Annotated in this window: 15 protein-coding genes; 9 read left to right on the top strand and 6 right to left on the bottom strand. The window is 73.3% G+C overall.

The window, feature by feature from the left end:
- Positions 1–11: 11 nt before the first annotated feature.
- The 4 genes from ACWEPL_RS34800 to ACWEPL_RS34785 form a co-directional block, all read right to left on the bottom strand.
- Positions 12–4,136 carry a LamG-like jellyroll fold domain-containing protein gene (locus ACWEPL_RS34800; RefSeq protein WP_452438705.1) on the bottom strand — a complete coding sequence of 1,375 codons (4,125 nt, stop codon included), beginning with the start codon at positions 4,134–4,136 and terminating at the stop codon, positions 12–14.
- A gap of 196 nt (positions 4,137–4,332) precedes the next feature.
- Positions 4,333–7,080: an AAA family ATPase gene (locus ACWEPL_RS34795; RefSeq protein ID WP_452438704.1), complete on the bottom strand. Its 2,748-nt coding sequence runs from the start codon at positions 7,078–7,080 to the stop codon at positions 4,333–4,335.
- A 116-nt stretch (positions 7,081–7,196) separates the two neighbouring features.
- The gene (locus tag ACWEPL_RS34790) at positions 7,197–9,179 is read right to left on the bottom strand and encodes a hypothetical protein (protein ID WP_452438703.1); all 1,983 of its coding nucleotides are present in this window, start codon (positions 9,177–9,179) and stop codon (positions 7,197–7,199) included.
- A 126-nt stretch (positions 9,180–9,305) separates the two neighbouring features.
- Positions 9,306–9,485 (bottom strand): hypothetical protein, encoded by a 180-nt coding sequence (locus ACWEPL_RS34785; RefSeq protein WP_363969476.1) that lies wholly within the window; start codon positions 9,483–9,485, stop codon positions 9,306–9,308.
- 283 nt (positions 9,486–9,768) lie between these two features.
- Between ACWEPL_RS34785 and ACWEPL_RS34780 the strand changes: the two genes are divergently transcribed.
- Genes ACWEPL_RS34780 through ACWEPL_RS34765 form a run of 4 tightly spaced genes read left to right on the top strand, consistent with a single transcriptional unit; the run spans position 9,769 to position 15,722 of the window.
- Positions 9,769–12,999 (top strand): type 2 lanthipeptide synthetase LanM family protein, encoded by a 3,231-nt coding sequence (locus ACWEPL_RS34780; RefSeq protein WP_452438702.1) that lies wholly within the window; start codon positions 9,769–9,771, stop codon positions 12,997–12,999.
- 36 nt (positions 13,000–13,035) lie between these two features.
- Complete coding sequence (locus ACWEPL_RS34775) at positions 13,036–15,198, top strand: peptidase domain-containing ABC transporter (RefSeq protein ID WP_452438701.1); 2,163 nt, start codon at positions 13,036–13,038, stop codon at positions 15,196–15,198.
- A gap of 30 nt (positions 15,199–15,228) precedes the next feature.
- Positions 15,229–15,447 (top strand): hypothetical protein, encoded by a 219-nt coding sequence (locus ACWEPL_RS34770; protein WP_452438700.1) that lies wholly within the window; start codon positions 15,229–15,231, stop codon positions 15,445–15,447.
- Between the two features lie 23 nt (positions 15,448–15,470).
- A complete protein-coding gene (locus ACWEPL_RS34765; protein WP_364256001.1) occupies positions 15,471–15,722 on the top strand; it encodes a hypothetical protein in 252 nt (83 codons plus the stop codon).
- Between the two features lie 33 nt (positions 15,723–15,755).
- Here the strand turns inward: ACWEPL_RS34765 and ACWEPL_RS34760 are convergent, their stop codons facing one another.
- Positions 15,756–18,563 carry an ATP-binding protein gene (locus ACWEPL_RS34760; RefSeq protein ID WP_452438699.1) on the bottom strand — a complete coding sequence of 936 codons (2,808 nt, stop codon included), beginning with the start codon at positions 18,561–18,563 and terminating at the stop codon, positions 15,756–15,758.
- Positions 18,564–18,716: 153 nt separating this feature from the next.
- Between ACWEPL_RS34760 and ACWEPL_RS34755 the strand changes: the two genes are divergently transcribed.
- The 5 genes from ACWEPL_RS34755 to ACWEPL_RS34735 all read left to right on the top strand — a co-directional run bounded on the left by ACWEPL_RS34755 (position 18,717) and on the right by ACWEPL_RS34735 (position 21,800).
- On the top strand, positions 18,717–18,908 hold the full coding sequence (locus tag ACWEPL_RS34755) for a hypothetical protein (protein WP_397373543.1): 192 nt from the start codon (positions 18,717–18,719) through the stop codon (positions 18,906–18,908).
- 105 nt (positions 18,909–19,013) lie between these two features.
- On the top strand, positions 19,014–19,718 hold the full coding sequence (locus ACWEPL_RS34750; RefSeq protein ID WP_350732103.1) for a GntR family transcriptional regulator: 705 nt from the start codon (positions 19,014–19,016) through the stop codon (positions 19,716–19,718).
- Positions 19,711–20,868: an MFS transporter gene (locus tag ACWEPL_RS34745; protein ID WP_452438698.1), complete on the top strand. Its 1,158-nt coding sequence runs from the start codon at positions 19,711–19,713 to the stop codon at positions 20,866–20,868. Before ACWEPL_RS34750 ends, ACWEPL_RS34745 begins: the two co-directional genes overlap by 8 nt.
- A gap of 12 nt (positions 20,869–20,880) precedes the next feature.
- A complete protein-coding gene (gene rraA, locus ACWEPL_RS34740) occupies positions 20,881–21,351 on the top strand; it encodes a ribonuclease E activity regulator RraA (RefSeq protein ID WP_355202547.1) in 471 nt (156 codons plus the stop codon).
- 161 nt (positions 21,352–21,512) lie between these two features.
- On the top strand, positions 21,513–21,800 hold the full coding sequence (locus tag ACWEPL_RS34735) for a hypothetical protein (protein WP_452438697.1): 288 nt from the start codon (positions 21,513–21,515) through the stop codon (positions 21,798–21,800).
- Positions 21,801–21,807: 7 nt separating this feature from the next.
- Here ACWEPL_RS34735 and ACWEPL_RS34730 read toward each other — a convergent pair whose 3' ends face one another.
- Positions 21,808–22,716 (bottom strand): hypothetical protein, encoded by a 909-nt coding sequence (locus ACWEPL_RS34730; RefSeq protein ID WP_452438696.1) that lies wholly within the window; start codon positions 22,714–22,716, stop codon positions 21,808–21,810.
- Position 22,717: the final 1 nt, after the last annotated feature.

Below are 22,717 nucleotides of genomic sequence, written 5' to 3'. Positions count from 1 at the left end.
GTCCGGCCCGCTCAGGGGCCGGTGTCGGTGGGGAGTTCCGTGCCGCCTGCCAGCATCTGGATCTGTTCGTCGGTCGCGATCCCCTGGAAGGCCCACACGTCGTCGATCACACCCGGCCAGTACTCGCCGTACGCGCCGTCCGTCTTGGTCCGGCCGAGCTGCAGCCCCTTGCCCGCGTTGAACCCGAGCACGTTGTACCGCCACGACACGTGGTCCTCGGTCTGCTCCGGCTCGCCGTTGACGTAGAGCCTCATCTGGTCCTGGAAGGCGTCGTAGACGATCGCCACGTGGTCCCATTCCAGGCCTGACTGGAAGGCGGAGTGCTGGGCGGTGGGACGATTCGGACCGGTCACGTCCTTGTCGGGCATCTCGATCTCGTAGCCGCCCGCATTGGCCGGGTCCGTCGAGTCGGGCCGGTAGCGCAGGGTGAAGGCGCTGTTCACGGAGCCCTCCTGGCTGAAGATCGCCGAAGCCCGGCTCGGCCGACCGGCCGTGGTCACCCAGCCGACGACGGTGAAGCTGTCATCGGTGCGCACGACGGGGCCGGCGGAGGCCGCGTAATCGCCGTTGCCGTCCAGGACGAGGGCGCCGGGCGGGGTGCCCACCCAGCCCGCGGCCTGGTCGATCCGGGCATTGCCGTACAGGGTGACGTGCCGTCCCGCGCCGGCGTCGTCCGCCGCGATCGTCAGCGGTGAGCCGGAGGCCATGGCGGCGATCTCCGAGTCGCTGATGACCTGGTCGAACATCCGAACCTCGTCGATGTCCCCTGGGAAGAACGACGAGGGCGAGCCGCTGTAGGAGCCGGCGCCCATCTGCACCGGTCCGGCGGCCTTCCACGGCGTGGTGTACGCCGTCGTGGACGCGAGCTTGCCGTTGACGTACAGCTTGATCTGCTTGGCGGCGGCGTCGTAGACCCCCGCCAGGTGCGTCCACACGCCACCCTGCGGGACCGTCGTGGACTGCGCCCGGACGGTCGTGGCGCTCGCGTCGTTCCCGGTGTTCCGGTTGAAGATCCACCGGTCGTAGGAGGACGAGTAGTAGAGCTCGAACGACGGTTTCACCGAGTCGGTCTGCGTGGCGATGATCCCGGCGTGCGCCGGTTTGGTGGCCGCCAGCTTCGCCCAGGCCGTGACCGAGAAGCTCTTGCCCGTGTCCAGCACGGGCCCGGCGGTCTTGAGATAGCCGGTCGTGCCGTCGGCGCGCGCCGCGTTGCCGTACTTGCCCGCGGTGCCGAAGGTGACGCCGCCGACCTTGCCCGCCGGATGGGTTCCGGTGACCTCCTCGGCGCGGCCGGCGCCCGCCGCCTCGTCCAGCTTCCAGTACGCGGTGCTCGGGCGGACCGCCGAGGCCGAGTCGTTCAGCTTCCAGCGGGCGTTCACGATGGGGTGCTGGGTGAACAGGTCACCGATCTCCTCAGGGGTGAGGATGCGGTCGAAGATCCGCACGTCGTCGATCTCGCCGGGGAAGAAGGATGCCAGCGCCCCGTTGGAGGACCCGGCGCCGATCCGCACCGGTCCGGCGGCCTTCCACGGCGTGGTGAACGCCGTCGTGGACGCGAGCTTGCCGTTGACGTACAGCTTGATCTGCTTGGCGACCGAGTCGTACACGCCGACGAGGTGCGCCCACTCCCCTCCCTGCGGAGCGGTGGCGGACTGCGCCCGGACGGTCGTGGCGCTCGCGTCGTTCCCGGTGTTCCGGTTGAAGATCCACCGGTCGTAGGAGGACGAGTAGTAGAGCTCGAACGACGTCCGTACGGAGTCGTTCTGACTGGCGATCATGCCCGCGTGATCGGGTTTGTCCTCCGGAAGCCGTGCCCACGCCGACACCGCGAAGCTGGTGGCGGTGTCGGCCACCGGCCCGGCGGTCACCGCGTTGCCGGTGGTGCCGTTGAGCTGCATCGCCGTCTTGGAGACGCCCTGCACCCCCAGCGTCACGCCTCCCTCGACCGTGGCCGGGAACCTGCCCGTGGCATCGGCGACCTGCGTGGAGTCGACGGGGTCGTCCAGTGCCCACTCCGCCCGGGCCGAAGCTCCCGCCTTGGCCCGGTACGCGTAGTAAGCCCGCTCGCTGGCGTTGCCCGCCGCGTCGAACGCCTGAACGGTGACGAAGTTGATGCCGGCGTGGTCGGGGGCGACCTGGATCGTCACCGGCCCGCCGGGCGTGGCCGGCTTGAGCTCGATGGCCTGGGTGGCGTTCTCGTTGATCCCGAACCAGTACTTCGTCACGTCGGCGTCCGGGGCGTCCGCGGTGAAGGTCGCGTAGCGGCCGACGCCGTCGTACCAGGGGTCGTCGTCGTTATCCGGGTCGGACTCCGGATAAACGGTGGAGGTCACCGTCGGGGACGCCGGCCAGCCCTTGTCGTAGGTGAAATAGCAGGAGGTCGCGTCGCCCGCGTAGCTCCACGGACTGTACTGGTAGCCGTCCCAGGTCCGTACGGCCCAGTCGATCGTCTTCTTCTCGGGGATGGACGCGGGCAACGTGACCTGGAAGGTCGACCCGCTGGTCTTCGGCCCGATCTTGGCGGAGGTCCACCGGCGCGCGCCGTCCCAGCCGGCGGCGAACTCCGCGTACACCTTCTTGGCGTCCCCGGAGTCCGGGTCGCGCAGCACCGCCAGCAGGGTCGGGGGCACGCGCACGGCCGGAGCGGGGCTGCGGACGCACTTGCCGCCCGGTTTCATCGCCAGGTCGCTCATCTTCGGCTGGGGCGGCGGGGTGTTGTAGTTGACGCGCAGGTAGGCGTCGTCGGCGAACCTCTTCCAGCCGTACGGGTCGCTCTCGTAGCCGGCCCGCAGCCCGAACGTCGTCGTGGACCACCTGAAGGCGGCGGCGTCCTTCACGGCCTTGGTGGCGTCGAACTCCACGTCGCCGCCCGGGCAGTCGGAGGACCACCCCTTGGCCACGTCGCGGGTGTCCAGATGGTCGATCCAGTTGTCGTCGGTGGAGTTCCAGGTCGACCCGTCGACGAACGCCTTGGTGCGCCACAGTTGCACCGTGCGGCCGTCACAGGAGTAGGACCAGGTCTCCTTGGCCACGAAGTCGGCCGAGATGATGTGCTTGCCCGCGTACGCGCTGGTCGACATGCGGTAGAAGAGGCGCTTGACGTCGGACGGCGCGCACTTGGCGTCGCCCGCGCAGTGGCCGAGTCCGGCGTCCGGCTTGCCGCCGAACTTGTAGAACGAGGTGCTCGGGTAACTGCGTGACACGTACGCCCAGGCGGATGCCTTGACGGTCTTCCACACGGGGTCGATGTAGACGGGGAACGTCGTGTCGGGGGCGTTCAGCAGCCGCGCGTCCGGGGTGAGCGTGAAGCCCTGCCCGTCCACCGCCGTCCCGAGGTCGGCCACCTTCGACGTGGGCGACGGACCGTCCGCCAGGTCGTCCCCGGCGCGGGACGCCCGATCCGGCGCCGCCCCCGCGGGCTCGGTGGAGTCCCACATGATCGCCCCGGGCGCCTCGAAGACCGGGCCGCCCGCGGCCTGGTCGACGGCGCGCAGCCGTCCGTCCGCCTCCTTCCGGACGGTGAGCCCCGCACCCGCGATGCCCAGGCGCAGCGTGGCGAGCGCGCCACCGGACAGCGCCTCGCGGGTCTTGACCACCAGGGTGTGGGCGAAGCCGTCGGTGTCGGCACGCACGACCAGGTCGACGTCCTTCGACACGTCGTGGTAGACCGCCGAGTCTCCCCGCAGCTCAGGCTCGGGAAGTCCGCCCGGCCACGTCAGCTCCATGGACCGGCCGGCGCGGGACATCCGCACGAGCGGCGCGTCGCCGCCGCCGGACACCGCCAGCTCGACGGTGGACGCGCGTGGCCCGATCGATCCGTCGGCCCTGCGGACCATGGTGGTGTCGGGATCCACCCAGTGATCACCCTGGCGCACGCGGACCGGACGCAGGTGCTCGACGGCCGTGTACGAACCGTCCGGGTTCGCGAAGACCTCCCGTGACTCTCCTCGCCTGGCGAGGATCTCCGCCTCGCGGCCGGTGCGGCGGGCGAGTGCGCGGGCCTGCCCGTCGGTTCCCGCCTTGGGCTCGGGCTCGGCGGCGTGTGCCACCGGCCCCGCTCGTTGGACGTCGAAACCCGTGAGCATCGACGCGCAGACAATCCCCGCCGCCGTGGCGGCGACCAGCCTTCGGAACACCGGCACCTTCTTTCGCGCGCACGCTGCGGCACCGGCGCGACGCGCCGGGCCACCAGCACTGATGTGGGCACAAGATCAGCAAACGAGCCCACGGTACGCTCGGCCGCGCGTTCGCGAATCAGTCATCGGCGGGAGTGGATTCCGGGCCGGTTGAGTCATCTCACGGCCGCGATTGGGTATGCCGTCCCGGCGGTCCTCAGTCGGTGCGGACGATGCCGGCCAGCTCGTCGCGCGAGGACACCCCGAGCTTGGGGAACGCGCGGTAGAGGTGGGAGCCGACCGTCCGCACGCTCAGGAACAGCTGTTCGGCGATCTCCCGGTTCGTCCGGCCCTGCGCGGCCAGCCGTACGACCTGGAGCTCCTGCGGGGTGAGACCGCCGAGCCGGTCGGCGGCACGGCTGCGCGGAACGGTGACGTCACCACTGGCACGCAGCTCGCCGAGCGCCCGGGCCGCCCAGGGGGCGGCTCCGAGCCGCTGGAACCGGTCCATCGCGTCCCTGAGCAGGTGCTGTGCCTCGCCGCGCCTGCGGGCGCGCCGCAACCACTCCCCGTACGACAGCTCCGTGCGGGCCTGCGCGAAAGGGTGCTCGGCCTTGTCGTGGAGGCGCAGGGCCGCCTGGAAGAGCTGCTCGGCCTCCCGCGTGGTGCCGGTCAGGGCACGGCAGCGCAGCACGACGGCATCTGCCCAGGGTTGCCGTACGTGGGACGCCCACTCCCGAAGCCGGCCAAGGCTCTCCGCCGCGGCTGCGCCGCTGCCGGTCCTCACCGTCGCCTCGATGACGTCCTCCGCGGCCAGGACTTCCACCAGGGCGTGGTGGTGCGGTCCGCGGGACAGCCCGCGAAGGTGCTCCAGCGCGGTCTCGTGGCGGCCGAGGCCGAGGTCGAGCAGCCCGAGCGCCCACGTCCCCATGGCGGCGCTCATGCGCAGCCCCCGGGACTCGCCGAACCGCACCGCCTGCTCCGCCAGCTCCTGGCAGCGCTCCTCCTCACCGCTGAGCGCGGCGAGCATCGCGGCGATCGCGGTCAGCCGGCCGGACCCCTGGTCGCGCCCGATGTCGGCGGCCACCTGAAAGCCTTCCGAGACGTCGATGAGCGCGTCACGACACTCCCCCAGGAACAGCCGGGCCTGAGCGCGTAGCTCCAGCGCCCCGGGCAGCAGCTCTACCATGCCGCGCGTGCGGTACTCATCCACGAGCCGGCCGGCCAGTTCGGCGGAGGCCGGGCTGTCCCCCATGGCGAGCGCGAGGCAGGCGGCGCTCAGCATGTCGCTCCATTCGCCGCCGGGGGTGCGGCGTGCCTCCGCGATGGCCGTGCGGGCGGCCGCGAAGTCCTCCGGCTGCCGGCCGATGAAGAAGTCCACCACCTCCGACATGGCCGTGCCGAAGCGGAAGGCGAAGGATTCGGGGGGAGCGGACAAGCGGCGGAGCAGGCCGACCGACCGCCCGGCCACGGCTGGGCTGCCGGCGAGCAGCGCGCCCCGGATCGCCTCCACCAGCATCGCGGCGGCCTTGCCCGGATCCGTCCCGGTGATGCGTTCGGCACCGGTGATGAGCAGGTGGCCCGCCTCTTCCGGGGAGCCGCGCTGGGCCTCGGCCACGGCCCGGACACGGTCGAGCTCGGCCAGCGCCGACGGCGTTCCCATGAGATCCGCGGCGGCTTCGGCGAGGGTGACGGCGCGATCGAGCCGGCCGGACGCGACGGCCAGTGCCGCCGCCGCGCCCAGCCGGCGCGCCCGCGCCGGGATCTCGCCTGTCAGCTCGGCCGCGCGTTCGTAGGCGGCGCCGGCCGCCGCGTAGCCGTTGGCGGCGCGCGCCCGTTCCGCCGCGTCTTCGAGCTCGGCCGCGGCCTGATCGTCCGGTCCGGTGGCGGCCGCCGCCAGGTGCCACGCGCGCCGGTCGCCGTCCCGGTCGCCGATCAGCGCGGCGGCCAGTGCCCGGTGCGCCGCGATCCGGCGGCCGAACGGAGCGGCCTGCAGGGTGACGGTCCGGATGAGCGGGTGCCGGAACATCACCTTCCGGCCGTCCAGGGTGACCAGGCCGGCCGCCTGGACCGGATCCAGGTCGGCGACAGAAGCCCCGAACATGGCGGCGGCACGAAGGATCGGCTCCAGCTCGCCACTGGTGTCGGCGGAGGCGATGAGCAGGATGGCCTTGGACGGTTCGGGCAGGCGGTCGATCCTGCTCTCGAACGCCAGGCGGACACGACCGGCCGGCGGGAGCACGCCGTGCCCGATGTCGAGTGGGAACAGGCTTCCCGCGCGCTGCTCCGGCGTCAGCCGTCTCGGCAGCTCGACGAGGGCGAGCGGGTTTCCCTCGGCGTCGTCCAGGAGCCGGTCCCGCACGTGCGGCGCCAGGTCGGGCGCGTGCTCGGCGAGCAGCGCGGCGGACTCCGGCCGTGCCAGGGCACCGAGACGCAACCCGGGCATCCCCAGCGTCTGCAGGTCCCCCTCGCCGTCTCTGACGGCGAAGATCAGGGCAAGGCCCTCCGAGCCGAGCCTGCGCGCGGTGAACGTCAGCGCCTCAGCCGAGGGCCGGTCGAGCCAGTGCGCGTCGTCGATCAGGCACAGCAGGGGCCGCTCGGCGGCGAGATCGGACAGCAGGGTCAAGGTGGCGAGGCCGACCAGGAACCGGTTCTCCCCTGGCGGGTCGCCCAGTCCGAAGGCGCCGCGCAGGGCGGCCGCCTGGCGGGGCGGCAGTGCGTCGACACGGTCGAGCACCGGCTTGAGCAGGAGATGCAGGCCGGCGAAAGGCAACTCCGCCTCGGACTCGACCCCGGTGGTGCGCAGCAGCTCCATGCCGCGCGCCTGCTCGGCCGCGTACTCCGCGAGGGCCGACTTGCCGATGCCCACCTCACCTGCGATGACCAGCGCGCCGCTGCCGCCTTCCCGGAGGGCTTGGAGCAGCCGGTCGATCTCCGCCTTCTCGGCGGCTCGTCCATGTAACAAGGCACCCCTACCTCGGCCGATCACCTTCCTGGAGCACCAGTCTGCCATGGACGATCATCTCCCTGTCAGGCCGGATGTCATGCCGGATCGTCCGGAGCTCCAGGAGCCGACGATGGCTATTGGCGGGAGAGTACGCGGGTGAGGCCCGCCAGGATGGTAGTCGTGAGGATCCACCCCGCGGCGATCAGCGCGGCGGCGAGCCACTGTTGCAGGTCACGCGGGCCGAACGCGCTCTCCTGTCCGAAGGTGATGATCGGGAGGAGCAGGTCCAGGGTGTAGAGGAAGGGGCTGAAGGGAGGTGCCTCGCCGGGTTTGAAGGCCGGTGGCTGGTGGACGTCGAAAGCGACCGTGCCTATGAGGAGAAGGGCGGCGAGCCAGAGCGCGGCGCGGAACGGGCGGTAGCCGTACCCGACGGTCCAGTCCTGCAGGTAACCCCAGAGCCTCGCCCCGAGCCGCTGCCCCGTCCGGCGGCGGCGCTGTTTGGCCAGCAGCACGTCCCGAGCGGCCTCGTCGTGACCATGCCGGCGGTAGACGGCGGCCAGCTGCTCGTACGGTTGCGGCTGGTAGGCCTCCTTGGCCAGCCAGTCAAGGCGCTCCTGGACGGGCAGGGGCGCCTCCAGGCTGTCGTAGGTGAAGCCGTTCATCAGGAGTTGAGCGGGCCACCGGTCTGGAACGTCGTCGAGCAGGCCGACCCGGGTGTGGCGAAGGTCGACGGTGCGCAGCAGCAGGGTCTCCGGGCCGATCTTCAGCGAGGCCGCTTCGACGCCACGCAGGTGAAGGTCGCCGTCGAGAGTGGTCTCGGCGAAGCACAGCGTGGAGGCGATCCGGGAGTTCCTGATCGAGAGGGCTCCGGTGGCCGTGAAGCCCTCGCAGCAGTCGACGCCACCGCCCGCGGTCACTTCCCACAGGGACAGAGCGCGCCCGCCGGGATTGCTGAGGGCGGCGCCGTGAAACTCCACGGTGCCCTCGACCTTGGCGTTGATGAGCACGATCTCGCCTTCGGCGCTGAAGCCCTCGCTGCAGCTGAGCCTGCCGGTGACCCCCAGCCGCCGCAGTGAGAGCGCCGTCGCGCCCGGGTTGGAGAGCCTCCCGCCGTCGACGTTGAGCGATCCGCGGACCTGCGTCGAGTCCAGGAAGACCGCTCCGGTCGCCACGAAGCCGGGTGTGGCCCGCAGTCCGCCGCCGAGCTCCATCAGCGGTGCGTTCAGCGCGCGTCCGCCCGGATTGGCCAGCGTCGCTTGGCGGAAGAAGAGCTGCCCGGCCACCTGGGCTCCGCGCAGGAGGACTTCGCCTTCGGCGGCGAAGCCCTCATCGAAGTGCAGCCTGCCCTCGACGGTGAGCCTCTCCGCGTTCAGGGCGACGCCGCCGGGGTTGGACAGCCGGGCTCCGCCGAACTCGCATCGGCGCCCCACCCGGGCATCCTGCACGCTCAGCTCGCCGTACGAGAGGAAGCCGTGCCGACCCGACAATCCGCCGTCGACGACGATCCCCTCGGCGGTGAGGCCGCGGCCGCCCGGCCGCCCGACCCGCGCGCCGTCGAGCGTCATCGTCCCGCCGATCCTGGCGCCCGCGAGGCGCATCTCACCGTCGATGACGGCGTTCGCGCACAGCAGGTCCCGGTTGACGGTCAGGCCGTCGGCGTGGACGGCCGGATCCGCGTGGATCGCCGTGTCGCTGAGATCCATCGTCCCGGACACGTGCGCTCCACCGAGCCGGATCGGGCCGTCCATCAGGCACCCCTCCAGGCGCAGGCCCCCACCGATCACGGCATCCGCGGCCCGCAGTCCGGGTAACCGGGAAGCCGCGAGGTCGACCAGGCCGGTGCGGGCTCCGGTGAGGACGGGCGCCTCCTCGAACTCGCAGCCGGTCAGGATCAGAGGGTGCTGCACCTCGGCGTCGGACAGGTCCAGCCGGCCGGTGATCCGGGCTCCGGACAGTCGCAGGCCGGGCGTCTGTCCCGGCAGGCGTTCCTGGGCGCCGAGCAGCAGCTTCGCGATGACCGCGGCCCGGACGGGGTCGCCGGGAAGCTCTACCGGACGCGCTACGGGAAACGCCTCCCAGAGGACGAGTTCCGGCTCGGAGAGATCATCGGTGATCACAGGGGCACTCCCGGAACGTCGTACGCGTCGGTAAGGAGATGCTCCAAGGTCATCACCGACTTCGCAACAGCGAAGACCTCTGCCGAGCCGGTCACTCTGCCCGGCTGATCCGGTGCCGGGGGCGGGTCACCAGCTGCCGGTGGCGCCGCCTCCGCCGCCGCTGCCGCCGCCGAAACCGCCGAAGCCGCCATCGCTGTCGGCCGCGGCGGGTCCCGCGATCGCGAGCATGGCGCAGGCGGCCAGCGCCACCGCGCCCACGACGATGCGCCGCAGTCGCCGGATGCCGGTCTTGCCGTTGTCGTTCATCGGTCCTCCTCGGTCGTGTCGGTTCCGGCGCCCATTGTGGGCAAGATCGGCCCCTGGGTGAATGGCCGCGGACCCGTAAATCCGGCGCCTCAGTGGTTTCACGTATCCCGCGGGCGACGGGGGCAGGCGGCTCACGGCGTTCACCGGATGCCGCGGCGGCCGGGTGCCGTCTCATCCTGCTGACAGCCAACGGCCAGGGGCCCGCCGAAGCGCGTGGTCCCCGCGAGCAGCGAGGATGCCACCTTTGTCACACATCGCCGCGACGCCGGAACAACGTACAGACATGGAACCGGCACCGCACTGGTGGGCCGGGGCGCTCACGCTCGCCGAGCGGCTGGCGCTCACCACCCGGCCCGCTCCCCGCGAGAGCGACCTGGCCGAGCGGCGGCTCGCGCGCTGGCGGGCCGCCCACCGCATGGACGAGGACGGCCGGTTCGAGGCCAGGCTCGCCGACCTCGGCATCGACGCCGACGTGCTGCTCGCGCTGCTGGCCGAGCCGCCCGAGGAGCTGGCGGCGCGCGCACCCCGGCCCGCCTGGGCCGGCACCGTCGAAGCCGCGCTCGCGGCGGCCTCCCTGGGCGGCGGCGTCCAGGCCGCGCCGCCGGAGCTCGACGAGGCGACGTTCACGTGGGACGCGGGGTTCGCGCGGATCGTCGCCCCGTTCGTCCGGGACGCCGTCGACCGGATGGTGTCCGGTGCGCCGGACGGGCTCGGGAAGGTGGCGGCTCTGCGGCGCGGGTTCGCGGACCAGCTCGGCAGGCAGCTCGTCTCGCTCGCCTCGCGCGTGCTCGTCCTGGAGCTGAACGTGGCCCGGGTACGCGGCGAGCTGCACGGGGACAGCGCCGAGGAGCGTTTCCGGTCCTTCACGGCGCGGCTGGCCGGCCGGGAGGGGCTGGCGGGGCTGCTGTCCGAGTACGTCGTGCTGGCACGGCTGATGGCCCAATGCGCCGACCACGCCGTGGAGAACTACCTGGAGCTGCTGCGGCGGCTGGCCGCCGACCGGTCCGCGATCGTGGCGGAGCTGTTCGGCGGGACCGAGCCGGGACGGCTGGCCGAGGTGGTCATGGGCGTGGGCGACGGGCACCGGGGCGGGCGGTCGGTCGGGCTGCTGCGGTTCGAGAGCGGGGCGCGGGTGGTCTACAAGCCGCGGTCGCTGGCCGTGCACGCACACTTCAACCGGGCGCTCGGCTGGCTCGACGACCGGATGCCCGGCCTCGGCCTGCGCGTGCTGACCGTGCTGGAACGGCCGGGCCACGGCTGGGTGGAGTACGCCGAGCACGGGCCCTGCGCGGACGAGGCCGGCGTACGTGCCTTCTACCGGCGGCAGGGCGCCCTGCTGGCCCTGCTGTACGCGCTCGACGGCGTGGACTTCCACTTCGAGAACCTCATCGCCGCCGGTGACCAGCCGGTGCTGGTCGACCTGGAGGCGCTGTTCCACCCGGCGATCCCCAGGGGCGGCGCCCGCGGGCGTACCGACGACGACCCGGCCGAACGGGCGCTGGACACCTCGGTAGCCCGGGTGGGGCTGCTGCCGGCCGTCGTGTGGAGCAAGGACGGCGGCGCCCTCGACATGGGAGGCATGGGCGGGGACGCGGGCAGCACGCTGCCGTTCGAGTCGGCCGGCTGGTCCGCCGCGGGGACCGACGAGATGCGGCTGATCCGGGAGCGGGCGGCCTTCCCCGGCAGCAGCAACCGACCGGGCGTCGGTGACGCCGTCGCCGATCCGGCCGACCACGTCGAGGACTTCCTGTCGGGTTTCACCTGCGCGTACGAGGTCATCGCCGCCCACCGCGACGACCTGCTCTCGCCCGGCGGCGTCCTGGCGGCCTTCCAGGGAGACGAGATCCGCGTGGTGATGCGGCCCACGCAGCTGTACGGCACCCTGCTGCTGGAATCGACCCACCCGGATGTCATGCGTGACGCCCTGGACCGCGACCACGTGCTCGACGCGCTGTGGGCCGCCTGCGCCGACGACCCGGTCCGCCGCCGGCTGGTCCCCGCCGAGATCGCCGACGTCTGGAACGGCGACATCCCCCTGTTCGCCGGCCGCCCCGGCACGCCCGACCTGTGGACCAGCCGGGACGAGCCGCTGGCCGGCGCGCTCACGGGCGTGCCCTCCTCGGACGCCGCCGCCAAGATCCGCGCCATGGGCCCCCGGGATCTGGCCGAGCAGCAGTGGATCATCCGCGCCACCCTGGCCAGCCGCCGCGACCGCGACCGCGTCTGGACCCCCACCGCCCCTGCGGCTCCCGCCGCCCCCACCCCGTCGGCGGACGGGCTCGCGGACCGGCTCGTGGCCATGGCCACGGCGCTCGGGGACGAGCTCGCCGAACGCGCCCATCGCGACGCCTCCGCCGCCAACTGGCTCGGCATGGAACTCGTGGGCGAGACCCGCTGGACGGTCGGCACGCTCAAGAGCGACCTGTACGGCGGCACCCCCGGCGTCGCCCTCTTCCTCGGCCAGCTCGCCAGGATCACCGGCGAGACCCGCCACGCCGACCTCGCCATGCGGGCCCTGGCCTGGGTCCCCGGCTTCGTGGACGGCATCGCCGGGAATGCCACGGCGTTCCCGTGCGGGCCCTTCAACAGCGCCGTCGGGCTGGCGTACGCGCTGACGCACCTGGCCCGCGACCTCGACGCGCCCGACCTGCTCGACCACGTCGAACCCCTGCTCGCCGCGACGACCGGCGCCGCCGCCACGGACGAGGGACTCGACGTCGTGGGCGGCGCGGCCGGCTGCCTGGCCGCGATGCTCGCCGTCCACGAGGCGACCGGGCTGCCGAACGCGCTGGACGTGGCCCGCGCCTGCGCCGACCGGCTCGTCGAGACGGCGCGACCGCAGGACGGCGGGGTGGCGTGGCACGGTCACATCCCCGCCTCGGCGCCCTTGACCGGGTTCTCCCACGGGGCCGCGGGGATCGGCTGGGCGCTGCTCCGCTTCGCCGCCCGGACCGGCGAGGCACGGTACGCGGAGACCGGCCTGGCCGCCTTCGCCTATGAGCGTTCCCGCTTCGACGCCCGCATCGGCAACTGGCCCGACTTCCGGGACCTGCCCGACGCCTCGGCGAACCCCTCCGGCCTGCCCCCGTCCATGCAGGGGTGGTGCCACGGCGCGCCCGGCATCGGCCTGGCCCGCGCCGACCTCCTCCGCCGTCCCGGCCTGAACGCCGAAGCGGCCGATGACCTCGCCGCCGACCTGGACGTGGCACTGCGCTCGTACCTGAGCAGCCCGCCCGGCATCGTCGGCCACAGCCTGTGCCACGGCGAGGCCGGGAACCTGGAGCTCCTCACCCAAGCCGTCGCCGCGGGCAGGCACGACCTGGCGGACACCCTGCGCCTGCGGGCCGGTGTCCTGCTCGCCCAGCTCGCCGACGGCCCGCTCTGCGGCACCCCGGGCGGCGTGACGACGCCGGGTCTGATGTCCGGTCTGGCGGGGATCGGGCACGGTCTCCTGCGGCTGGCCGCCCCCGCCGAGGTGCCGTCCGTCCTGGTCCTGGCCCCGCCGGCCGCCTGAAGCGCCACGTACCCGCGAAAGAAAGGGGCTGCCGTGATGCGGCGCCGCGTCCCCGTCCGCCTGCAACTGACCACGAGCGAGTGCGGGGCCGCCGTCCTGGCCATGCTGCTGAGCCACCACGGCAGGCACGCCTCGGTCGCCGAGTGCCGTGACCTGCTGGGCCCGGGCAGGGACGGCGTGTCCGTCGCCCGGCTGGTCGCGGCGGCCCGCGAGTACGGGCTGACGGCCACGGCGGAACGGGTGGCGGATCCGCTCGGCGAGCCGCCGCGGGCGCCGTTCATCGCCTACTTCTCCGCCCACCACTTCGTCGTCGTCGAGGGGCTGGGCAGGGGCGGCGTGCGGATCGTCGACCCGGGCAACGGCCGCCGCACCATGCCGCGAGAGGAGTTCGCGCGGCGTTACGGCGGCGTGGTGATCGAGTGCGCGCCCGGTCCCGGGTTCGTCAGGAGGCGCGCGTCGCCGTGGCGGTCGACGCCGGCCCGCTACCTGCGCGACTTCGCGGCGGTGCCGGGCGGCCGGCGTCGCCTGGCCGGGGTGCTGGCGTTGGCGGCGGCCATCCAGCTGCTGGCGCTGGCGCTGCCGCTCGCCACCAAGTCCGTGGTGGACGAGCTGGTCCCCGCTGGGCGCGGCGACCTGCTGCCGGTGCTCGGCTGGGCGGTGTTCGGCACGGCGGCGCTCCACGGCACGCTCACCTTCCTGCGCGCCCGCCTCCTGCTCGCCCTCCGGGCCCGCGCCGACGAGCGGCTGACCGGCCGTTTCGTCGGCCACCTGCTGCGGCTGCCGATCGGGTTCTTCCTCCAGCGCAGCCGGGGCGACCTGCTCCTGCGCGTCGGCAGCATCGCCACCACCAGGGAGGCGGTCACGCAGCAGAGCGTCACGCTCGCGCTCGACATGCTCCTGCTGTCCGCGTACGGGATCGCGCTCGTCCTCCTCGTCCCCTGGTACGCGCTCATGGTCGGCGTGCTGGCGGCCGGGCAGGCGGGGCTGATGGTGGCCTCGTACCGGCGGCTGCGGCCCCTGTCCCAGGCCGAGCTGGGCGCCCGCGCGGGCGAGCAGGGGTATCTCGTCGAGACGTTGCAGGCGATGCTGCCGCTCAAGGCCAACGGCGTGGAGTCGCGGGCACAGGCGCGCTGGCGGGAGCTGTTCGGGACGTACCAGACGGCCATGCTGCGGCGGGGGCGCGCCAGCTCCTGGTTCGAGGCGGTGCAGGGAGCGGTGGCCGTGTTCGCGCCGCTCGCGCTGCTGTGGTGCGGCGCGTGGCTGGTGCTCGGCGGGCGCATGTCGCTGGGCACCATGCTGGCGGTGAACGCCCTGGCGATGTCGGTGCTGGCGCCGTTGCAGGCGTTCGTGGGAGCGGTGCAGCTGTACTCCATGCTGCGCGGCCAGTTCGAGCGCATCTACGACGTGCTCGACGCCGCCCCCGAGCCGAACGGCGCCCGGCTGCTGCCCGCCGGGCGGCCGGTCGCGATCCGGGCCGAGGGCGTCGCCTTCCGGTACGCGCCCGACTCGCCGCCCGTGCTGCGGGAGATGTCGTTCGAGGTGCCCGCGGGGGCGAAGCTCGGCGTCGTCGGGCGTACCGGGTCGGGCAAGAGCACGCTCGCCCTGCTGGTGCTCGGGCTGCTACGGCCGGAGACGGGCGAGGTCCGGCACGACGGCGTACCCGTCCAGGAGCTGGACGTGGCGGCGCTGCGGCGCGAATGCGGCGCGGTGCTGCAGGAGCTGTCGCTGTTCAACGGCTCGATCCGCGACAACATCACGCTCGGCAGCCCCGACGCCACGGACGACGACGTGGTGACCGCCGCGCTCGTCGCCGGGCTGCACCACGACGTCGAACGCCTGCCCATGGGCTACGACACCAACGTCGGCGAGGGCGGCGCCGCGCTCTCGGCCGGGCAACGGCAGCGGGTCGCGCTCGCCAGAGCCATCGTGCACCGGCCGCGCCTGCTCATCCTCGACGAGGCCACCAGCCACCTCGACCCCCAGACCGAACGCCGGGTCGACGCCGCCCTGTCGGAGCTGCGGGTCACCCGGATCGTCGTCTCGCACCGGCTGAGCGCGATCCGCGACGCCCACGAAGTCCTCGTCATCGATCAGGGCCGCATCGTCGGCCGCGGAACCCACGAAAGGCTGGTGAGCAGCCCAGGACCCTACCGCGACCTGTTCGGCGCTCCGCCGGTGCCCGATCCGCTGAGCGCCTGAAATCACCCATCTTCATGAAAGGAGACAGAAATGTCGGCCGACGACCAGATCAGATCCTGGAAAACCCCCGAGCTCCGCGGGCACGACGAAGCCCACCCCGCGGGTGAGATCGACCTGGGCGCCCTGAGCGGCGGCGAGAAGCCCGTGCCCGACTTCGGCGACTACACCGACTTCTTCAGCTGCTGGCAGACCTGCGACCGCACCATGTGGGTCGGGACCTGCCACTACTCCAGCCTCGGCTGCTGCTGACCACGAGCAAAGGAGAACACACCATGACGAACGACGACCTCATCCGTTCCTGGAAGGACCCCATCAACCGGGCCGCGTACGGGGCCGGCCTGCCGCACCCCGCCGGCGACCTCGACCTGGAGACGGCGCGGCTGGCGGGCGGCGTGGAGCAGGAGCCGGCGAACGGCACCCAGCACCTGGCCACCATCGGCTGCTGCGGCGGCTACACCTCCGAGGTGCGCTGCGCGTTCAGCGCGCTGTACCCCTGGATCTGCACGCCCTATATCTACGTCTGACAGACTGATGACCGGCCGCGCAGCCGCGGCCGGTCACTCGGCGAGCCGGTGCGCCAGGGCGGCCCGGGTCTTCACCCCGAGCTTCCTGAACACGCTGGCCAGATGCGTCTCCACCGTCCTGGGGCTGAGGAACAGGCGCTCGCCGATCTCCCGGTTCGTCATGCCGTACGCGACCAGCTCGGCGATCTCCCGCTCCCGCTCCGACAACGAGCTCCCGGCGCCGGGCCGGTGGGCCAGGCCGGCGGCCATCCGGCGCTGCTCGACGCCCACCTGGGCCGCCAGCCACGGCGCGCCGCACGACAGGAACAGCTCCTTCGCCTGCCCGAGCTGCTGCTTGGCGGCCCGCGAGTCGTCGTCGCGGCGCAGCACACCGGCCAGCAGCATCCGGCCGAGCGCCTCCCCGATGGGCAGCCCGGCAGCCGCGAACCGGTCCACGGCCTCGCGCGCCGCCTCCTCCGCCTCGTCCTGCCGGCCCTGCGCGAGCGCGAGGACGGCACGGGCCCGCGCCAGGAAACCCGCCTGCACGGGAGGGGCGCCGAGCTCCACGACGCGGGCGGCTCGCTCGTACCACTCCCTGCCCGCCGTCAGATCGCCCCGGGTGACCTCCACCTCCGAGCGCAGCGCGTAACTGCCGACCACGCCCGGGCCGAGACCGGCCGGGTCGGCGGGCACCCGCGACGCCAGCAGCCGCCCGCACGCCTCCGTCTCGCCGACCGAGAACAGCACCTCCGACACCGCCTGGTCCGAGATGGTCCGCCACCAGGCCGAGCGCAGCACCTGCCCCCGCCGCGCCGGCTCGATCAGCGGCATCGCCGCGTCCGGGCCGTTCAGCCACAGCAGCGGGCGCGACTTCGTGACGTGGACGAACGCCAGCATCTCCGCGCTGCCCAGATGGCGCGCGATCTCCTCGGCCTCCTCGGCGTCGCCCAGCGCCCGGTCGACGTCCCCCAGCCGGGCGTGGACGGTGGCGCGGGCGGCGTACAGCAGGGGCACCACGTGGCTGCGCCCGTGGTCACGGGCCACCCGCAGCCCGCGGGCCAGGTGCCGCAGCGCGTCGGCGTTGCGGTCGGCCAGGAACTCGCCCCACGCCAGCGCGGCCACGAGCCCGAGATCGTCGCACAGCTCGCGGTCGGTCAGCCCGTTCACCAGCACGTCCGCCCGGTCGAGATACCGGTACGCCGCCCCGAAGTCGCACCGGTAGAGCGCCGCGACCGCCAGCAGCGTCACGGCCGTGGCCGGCAACCCTCGCCGGGTACGCGGTCCTGCCAGCCCGAGCGCGAGCGAGGCGTTCCCCCGCCCCTCGTCCCAGCGCCCGTCCAGCAGGTCGTTGGCCGCCAGCTCCACCAGCAGCGCGCACCGCCCGCCGGAGTCGCCACCCGGAGCCTGGTCCAGGTGGCCCAGCTCGGCGGTCAGGATCGCCCGGGCCTCCTCGAAGCGGCCCAGCGAGCGCTCCATCATGGACATCAGCTCCACCGCCTGGTCGCGGTGGTCGCCGCCCGCCTGCATGACCTCGCGCAGCAGCGTACGGCTCTCCGCCAGCTGCCCGGACACGCCCAGCGCCGCCGCCAGTGACAGCAGCAGGCCGGCGCGCCGCCCGCCGGGCGCGTCGTCCGGCAGGGCCCGCAGGGCGGCGCGGAACCAGCGCGCCGCCGTCGCCGGGGCGGTCGCGGCCACCGCGTCCGCCCCCTCGGCCAGCAGCGCGGCCCCGACCGCGTCGCCGATCACGATCGCGTGCTCCATGTGCACCGCGCACCGCACGGCCGGCGCGCCGTGCGCGCGCAGGTACTCGGCCGCGCGCCGGTGCGCCGCCATCCGCCACGCGGGCCCCGCCATCCGGTACGCCGCCGCCCGCACCAGCGGATGCCGGAAGCCCAGGGTCCGCGGGCCGGAGGACAGGACGTTCCGGTGTACGAGGTCGTCCAGGGCGGGCACCACCGTGGCCAGGTCCAGCTCCGACACCGCCGCCACCAGCGTCGCGTCCAGCTCGTCGCCCACCACCGCCGCGGCCCGCGCCACCAGCCCCTGCACCTGGTCGAGGCCCGACAGCTCGGCGGCGATCAGCCGGTCCAGGGCGTTCGCCGCGACGGGGCTCGCGGCCTCGGCGGGGTCGTCGCCGTCCGGCAGCGCGGCCAGGATCTCCAGGAACAGCGGGTTGCCGCCGCTGCGCTCGTACAGGCGGCGCCGGCGGGGCGCGGACATCTCCTCACCCAGCAGCGCGTCCGCGTCGCCCGCCGACAGCGGGCCGAGGGGCAGCGCCACCACGGAGGCCGCGGCCAGCGAGCGGGTCAGCCCGGCCGGCAGCCCGCCGGTGCGCGCCGCAAGCAGGACGATCACGCGCCGGTCCGGCGGATGCCGGATGAAGTAGTCGAGGGCCTCGATGGAGGCGTCGTCGGCCCACTGCACGTCGTCCAGCAGCACGACCAGTCCGTCCCGCTCCGAGATGCGCTCCACGAGGCGGTGCGACGCCCGGAACAACCGGTGCCGGTTCAGCGCCGCCAGCCCGCGGGCCACTCCCCCGGCATCCGCGCCGGCCTCGGCGGACAGCAGCGCGCGGATCTGCTCCAGATCGGCGGCCAACTGGAGGTGGCGATCGCCGTCGGCCAGCGCGTCGAACAGGATCCCGAACGGCGCGCTGCGCTCGAACTCGGTGGCCCGCCCCGCCATCGCCGGCAAGCCCCGCTCCCGCGCCAGCTCGGCGACCGCCGTCAGCAGCCGGCTCTTGCCGATCCCCGGGTCCCCTGTCATCAGCACGAACGTCGTCCCGTGCGGCTTGTCCAGCAGCCGCACCAGGTGATCGAGCTCGGCGGACCGACCCGTCAACGGGCGCCGGGTCACCAGCACGTCATAACCTCCCCGCCAGGAAGATCGTCGATCCCACCCCCATCTCTATCCCACTCAGCCGTTCCGTCCAAGGATTACGTGGTTTCCCCGATGTTTCCGCTTCCGGAACATGACGGATGCCGCGAGCGTCGCCGCCCGACGCATCGTGCTCTCATGAGCGACGACGACCTCACCCGACTCTGGAAAGATCCCTACCACCGCGACGCCGGCGTACCCCATCCCGCGGGCGAGATCATGATCCCCGAGCACGGCGGCACCCAGGAGATGCCGACGCTGGGGACCACGTTCATCATCTGCACCCTGCCCGGCTGCAACCCCACGGTGTTCTTCGGCTGCACCTACTGATCGCATAACCTATAACGCTCACCAGCGGAGCATCCTAGGGGGCATTCATCGACAAGAGTGGCTGACGGTGTACGTTATAACCGTCAGCCACGAGACAGGACGGCAATGGGCGAATCAGCGGCCGAGCTCTACACGACGAAAGCGGACTACGCCTACCTGCGGGTCAAGGAGCTGATCCTGTCCGGCCGGCTGGCCCCCGGCTCCGTCATCGCCCAGGCCCAGCTGGCCCGCGACATCGGCATCAGCACCACTCCCCTGCGCGAGGCCCTGCGCCGGCTCAAGAGCGAGGGGCTGGTCGAGCTGGACGCCCACCGCGACGCCCGCGTCGCGCCCCTGGCCGCCGAGGAGGCCCGCGACCTGCTGGAGCTGCGCCGCTCCCTCGACCCCCTCGCGGTCGCGCTGGCCGCCGAACGCCGTACCAAGGCCGACATCGCCGCCATGCGCGCCGCCCACGAGGGCCTCGAACCCCTGCCCGGCAACCCCGCCTACGAGCAGCTCGTCGCGCACCGCAGGTTCCACGCCGCCCTCTACTCCGCCTCCCACAACGACCTGCTCATCCAGACCCTCGACAGCCTGTGGGACAAGGCCGACCGCTACCGCCGCCTCGCGCTGGAGGTCGAACGCGGCCAGGCCGCCCGCGACCGCAAGGCCGCCGAGCACGAGGCCCTGCTGGAGTACGTCATCGCGGGCGACGTGGAGTCGGCCGCCGGCGTGATGCGCGAGCACATCGACACCAGCCTCGGCGCCCAGGCCGCCTGGCGGCTGCGCAAGCACCAGAACCCCGTGGGCCAGGACGAGGTAGATGCCTGACGCCTGGCATCGGCACGCGGTCCTGCTCGCCCACTCCACCGGCACCCAGGTGATCACCTTCGTGCTGCGGCCCACCATGTCGTACCGCGCGATCGAGCTCGACGTGCCCACGGCCTGGCTCGGCCTGCTCGGCGCCAGCTTCGCCATCGCGCCGCTGCTGCTGGCCCTGCCCGCCGGCCACGCCGCCGACCGGTACGGCGAGCGCCGCATGGCCGTGGCGGGCGCGCTCCTGCTCACCGCCTCCGCCGTCGCGTTCACCGCGTTCGGCCACACCGTCCCCGGCCTGGTCGCGGCCGGGGTCCTGCTCGGCACCGGCCACCTGGGCAGCGTCATCGCCCAGCAGGCCCTGGTCGCCAACACCACCGAGCACGGCCGCCACGACACCGCCTTCGGCCACTACACCTTCGCCGCGTCCCTCGGCCAGGCCGCCGGCCCGCTCATGATCAGCCTGCTCGGCGGCGACGGCTCCATCCCCGACACCGGCCGCATCTTCGCCTGGTCCTGCGGCCTCGGCGTGCTCCTCCTCGCGCTCTCCGCGCTGCTCCCGCGGAGCGGCGCGGCCGCGCGGACCCGGGCCGAGAGCGGGGACCTGCGCTCGCTGCTGCGCCTGCCCGGCCTCGCGCACGCCCTGGTGACCAGCTGCGTGGTGCTGTCCGCGATCGACATCACGCTGGCGTACCTGCCCGCGCTCGGCACCGAGCACGGCCTGACCGCGAGCGCCGTGGGCCTGCTGCTGACCGTACGCGGCGTCGCGTCCATGGCCTCGCGCTTCTTCCTCGGCCACCTCGCCCGCCTGGTCGGCCGGCGCAGGCTGCTGGTCGGCAGCACCCTCGCGGCGGCGGTCGCCATGCTGCTCACGCCCGTGTCCATGCCGCTGTGGGCGCTGGCCGCGCTGCTGCTGGTCGCGGGGTTCGGGCTGGGGGTGGGGCAGCCGCTGACCATGTCGTGGCTGGCCGAGTCCGCCCCCGCCGGGATGCGCGGCCGGGCCATGTCCCTGCGCCTGGTCGGCAACCGTACCGGCCAGCTGATCATCCCCGGCGCGGCCGGGGTCGTGGCCGCCGGGCTCGGGGCCGGCGGCGTGCTCCTCGTCACCGCGCTCAGCCTCGGCTGGGCCGGCGTGGCCGCCCGGCAGCTTCCCGTCGATCCATAGGAAGGTTCCACCATGACCGTTGTCACCGCAGACCTGTACGACGAGCGCGGCGACCAGCTCGACTCCTGCGACCTGCAGCTGCGCCAGTACGGCGGCCGGCGCGCCTTCAGCGGCCCTGTCGTCACCGTCCGGTGCCACGAGGACAACGTCCTGCTCAAGTCCGTCCTGTCCGAGCCCGGCGAGGGCCGGGTCCTGGTGGTGGACGGCGGGGGCTCCCTGCACACCGCCGTCATGGGCGACGTCATCGCCGGCATGGCGGTGGCCAACGGCTGGGCCGGCGTCGTCATCAACGGCGCGGTACGCGACGTCGCCGCCCTGCGCGAGCTCGACCTGGGCGTCAAGGCCCTCGGCTCCAACCCCCGCAAGAGCGCCAAGGTGGGCGGCGGCGAGCGCGACGTCCCCGTCACCTTCGGCGGCGCCACCTTCCGTCCCGGCGCCGAGCTGTTCAGCGACGACGACGGGATCCTCGTCACGCTCCGCTGATCGCTCGGCCGGCGGCCGCGTGAAACGGCGATCGAACGGTCGGAGAGATCTTGCGCCGGCCGCCCGCCATGGCCGAGCCTTTCCCCCATGACCCTGGACGCGGACACGGCGGCCGCCATCGACGAGTGGTTCGGCCGCGAGCACCGCCGCGGGAGACGTTCGTGAGCAAGGTGGCCACGCACCGGTGCGTTCCTCCTGGCGTCCACGGTGGGGACGTCCGGCCGTGGCGGTGCTCCGGCTGCGGCGAGCTGTGGGAGCCGCTCCCCCCGCCGCCACGCCCCGAGCGTGACCCTGAGGCCCCGAACCGCAGATCCGGCATAGCGGCCGGCACCTCGATGGGAGCGCTGTGCCTGGCGGCCATAGCGCTCTCGAAGCTCCTCACCGTCGCGTTGTGCGCCGCCGCCGTACTGGGGCTCTTCTGGTCGTACCGGTGGGAACGCCGCGGGTGAGGCCAGGTCAGGGGCCCTCGACGGGCAAGAGGGGGCCGGTGAGGGGCTCGTCGCGGTCGCAGGTCAGCTCGCCGTCGCGTACCCGCAGCCGGGCGGCCTGGACCGACGAGCGGCGGCCACCGCCCGGGTGGGTGAAGTAGAAGATCACGGCCTCCTCCTCCCCCGTCACCACGACGTCCGCGTGGTGGCCGAGCCCGTCGTCGTCCGGGCGCGTGCCCGGCTGGTCGAGGATGAGGCCCCGCGGCTCCCAGACGTCGAGGTCGTCCGAGACCAGCACGCGCTGGCCGTGCCACTCGTCGACGATCATCCAGTGGCGGCCCCCGAGCGTGAACACGTTGGCCCCCTCGTGCGCGGAGATCGTCACGGCGGGTCCGCGGACCTGCCAGTGGTGCAGGTCGGAGCTGTCGGCGGCCCAGGTGTGCGAGCCGTCGGCCTCGTCCTTGTACCAGAGCCGGTGGCCGCCCCCGGGCAGCGCGGCCACGCAGGCGTCGATCACGTACGGGGAGGACAGGCCGAGGGTGGACCGGAACGTCCACCGTACGAGGTCGGGGCTGGTGTAGTGGCGGATGTGGCGCTCGTGCCCCGGCCACGCCTCGGGGACGCCGCGGATGACGCTGACGTACATGTGGTACGTCTCGCCGTCGTCGACGATCTCCGGCGCCCAGTACGTGTGCCGCCCCCATTCGGTGTCGAGACCCTCGATCGTCCCCCGGTAGAGCCAGGTCGCGCCGCCGTCCGCCGAGGACGCGACGCCGAGGTCGGTGCCGTGCACCCAGCTCACGTCCCCCCGGTCAGGGGCGCTCGCGCGGCGGCTGGTGTAGACGAGCCACCAGGCGCGCTCGGCCCGGTTCCAGATCAGGGTAGGGTCGGTGGCGCCGTCGTGCATGGGGTCGCGGTAAAGCGGCCGGGAGCTCATC

The organism is Nonomuraea sp. NPDC004186 (assembly GCF_053603495.1).
Note: the sequence above shows the minus strand (reverse complement) of the source record. Positions and strands in the feature narration are given on the sequence as shown.

Excerpts from the sequence above, each read along its gene's own strand:
- ACWEPL_RS34785 (WP_363969476.1), bottom strand. The coding sequence starts at position 9,485 with ATGAACGACAACGGCAAGACCGGCATCCGGCGACTGCGGCGCATCGTC.
- ACWEPL_RS34780 (WP_452438702.1), top strand. The coding sequence starts at position 9,769 with ATGGAACCGGCACCGCACTGGTGGGCCGGGGCGCTCACGCTCGCCGAG.
- ACWEPL_RS34775 (WP_452438701.1), top strand. The coding sequence starts at position 13,036 with ATGCGGCGCCGCGTCCCCGTCCGCCTGCAACTGACCACGAGCGAGTGC.
- ACWEPL_RS34770 (WP_452438700.1), top strand. The coding sequence starts at position 15,229 with ATGTCGGCCGACGACCAGATCAGATCCTGGAAAACCCCCGAGCTCCGC.
- ACWEPL_RS34765 (WP_364256001.1), top strand. The coding sequence starts at position 15,471 with ATGACGAACGACGACCTCATCCGTTCCTGGAAGGACCCCATCAACCGG.
- ACWEPL_RS34755 (WP_397373543.1), top strand. The coding sequence starts at position 18,717 with ATGAGCGACGACGACCTCACCCGACTCTGGAAAGATCCCTACCACCGC.
- ACWEPL_RS34750 (WP_350732103.1), top strand. The coding sequence starts at position 19,014 with ATGGGCGAATCAGCGGCCGAGCTCTACACGACGAAAGCGGACTACGCC.
- ACWEPL_RS34745 (WP_452438698.1), top strand. The coding sequence starts at position 19,711 with ATGCCTGACGCCTGGCATCGGCACGCGGTCCTGCTCGCCCACTCCACC.
- rraA (WP_355202547.1), top strand. The coding sequence starts at position 20,881 with ATGACCGTTGTCACCGCAGACCTGTACGACGAGCGCGGCGACCAGCTC.
- ACWEPL_RS34730 (WP_452438696.1), bottom strand. The coding sequence starts at position 22,716 with ATGAGCTCCCGGCCGCTTTACCGCGACCCCATGCACGACGGCGCCACC.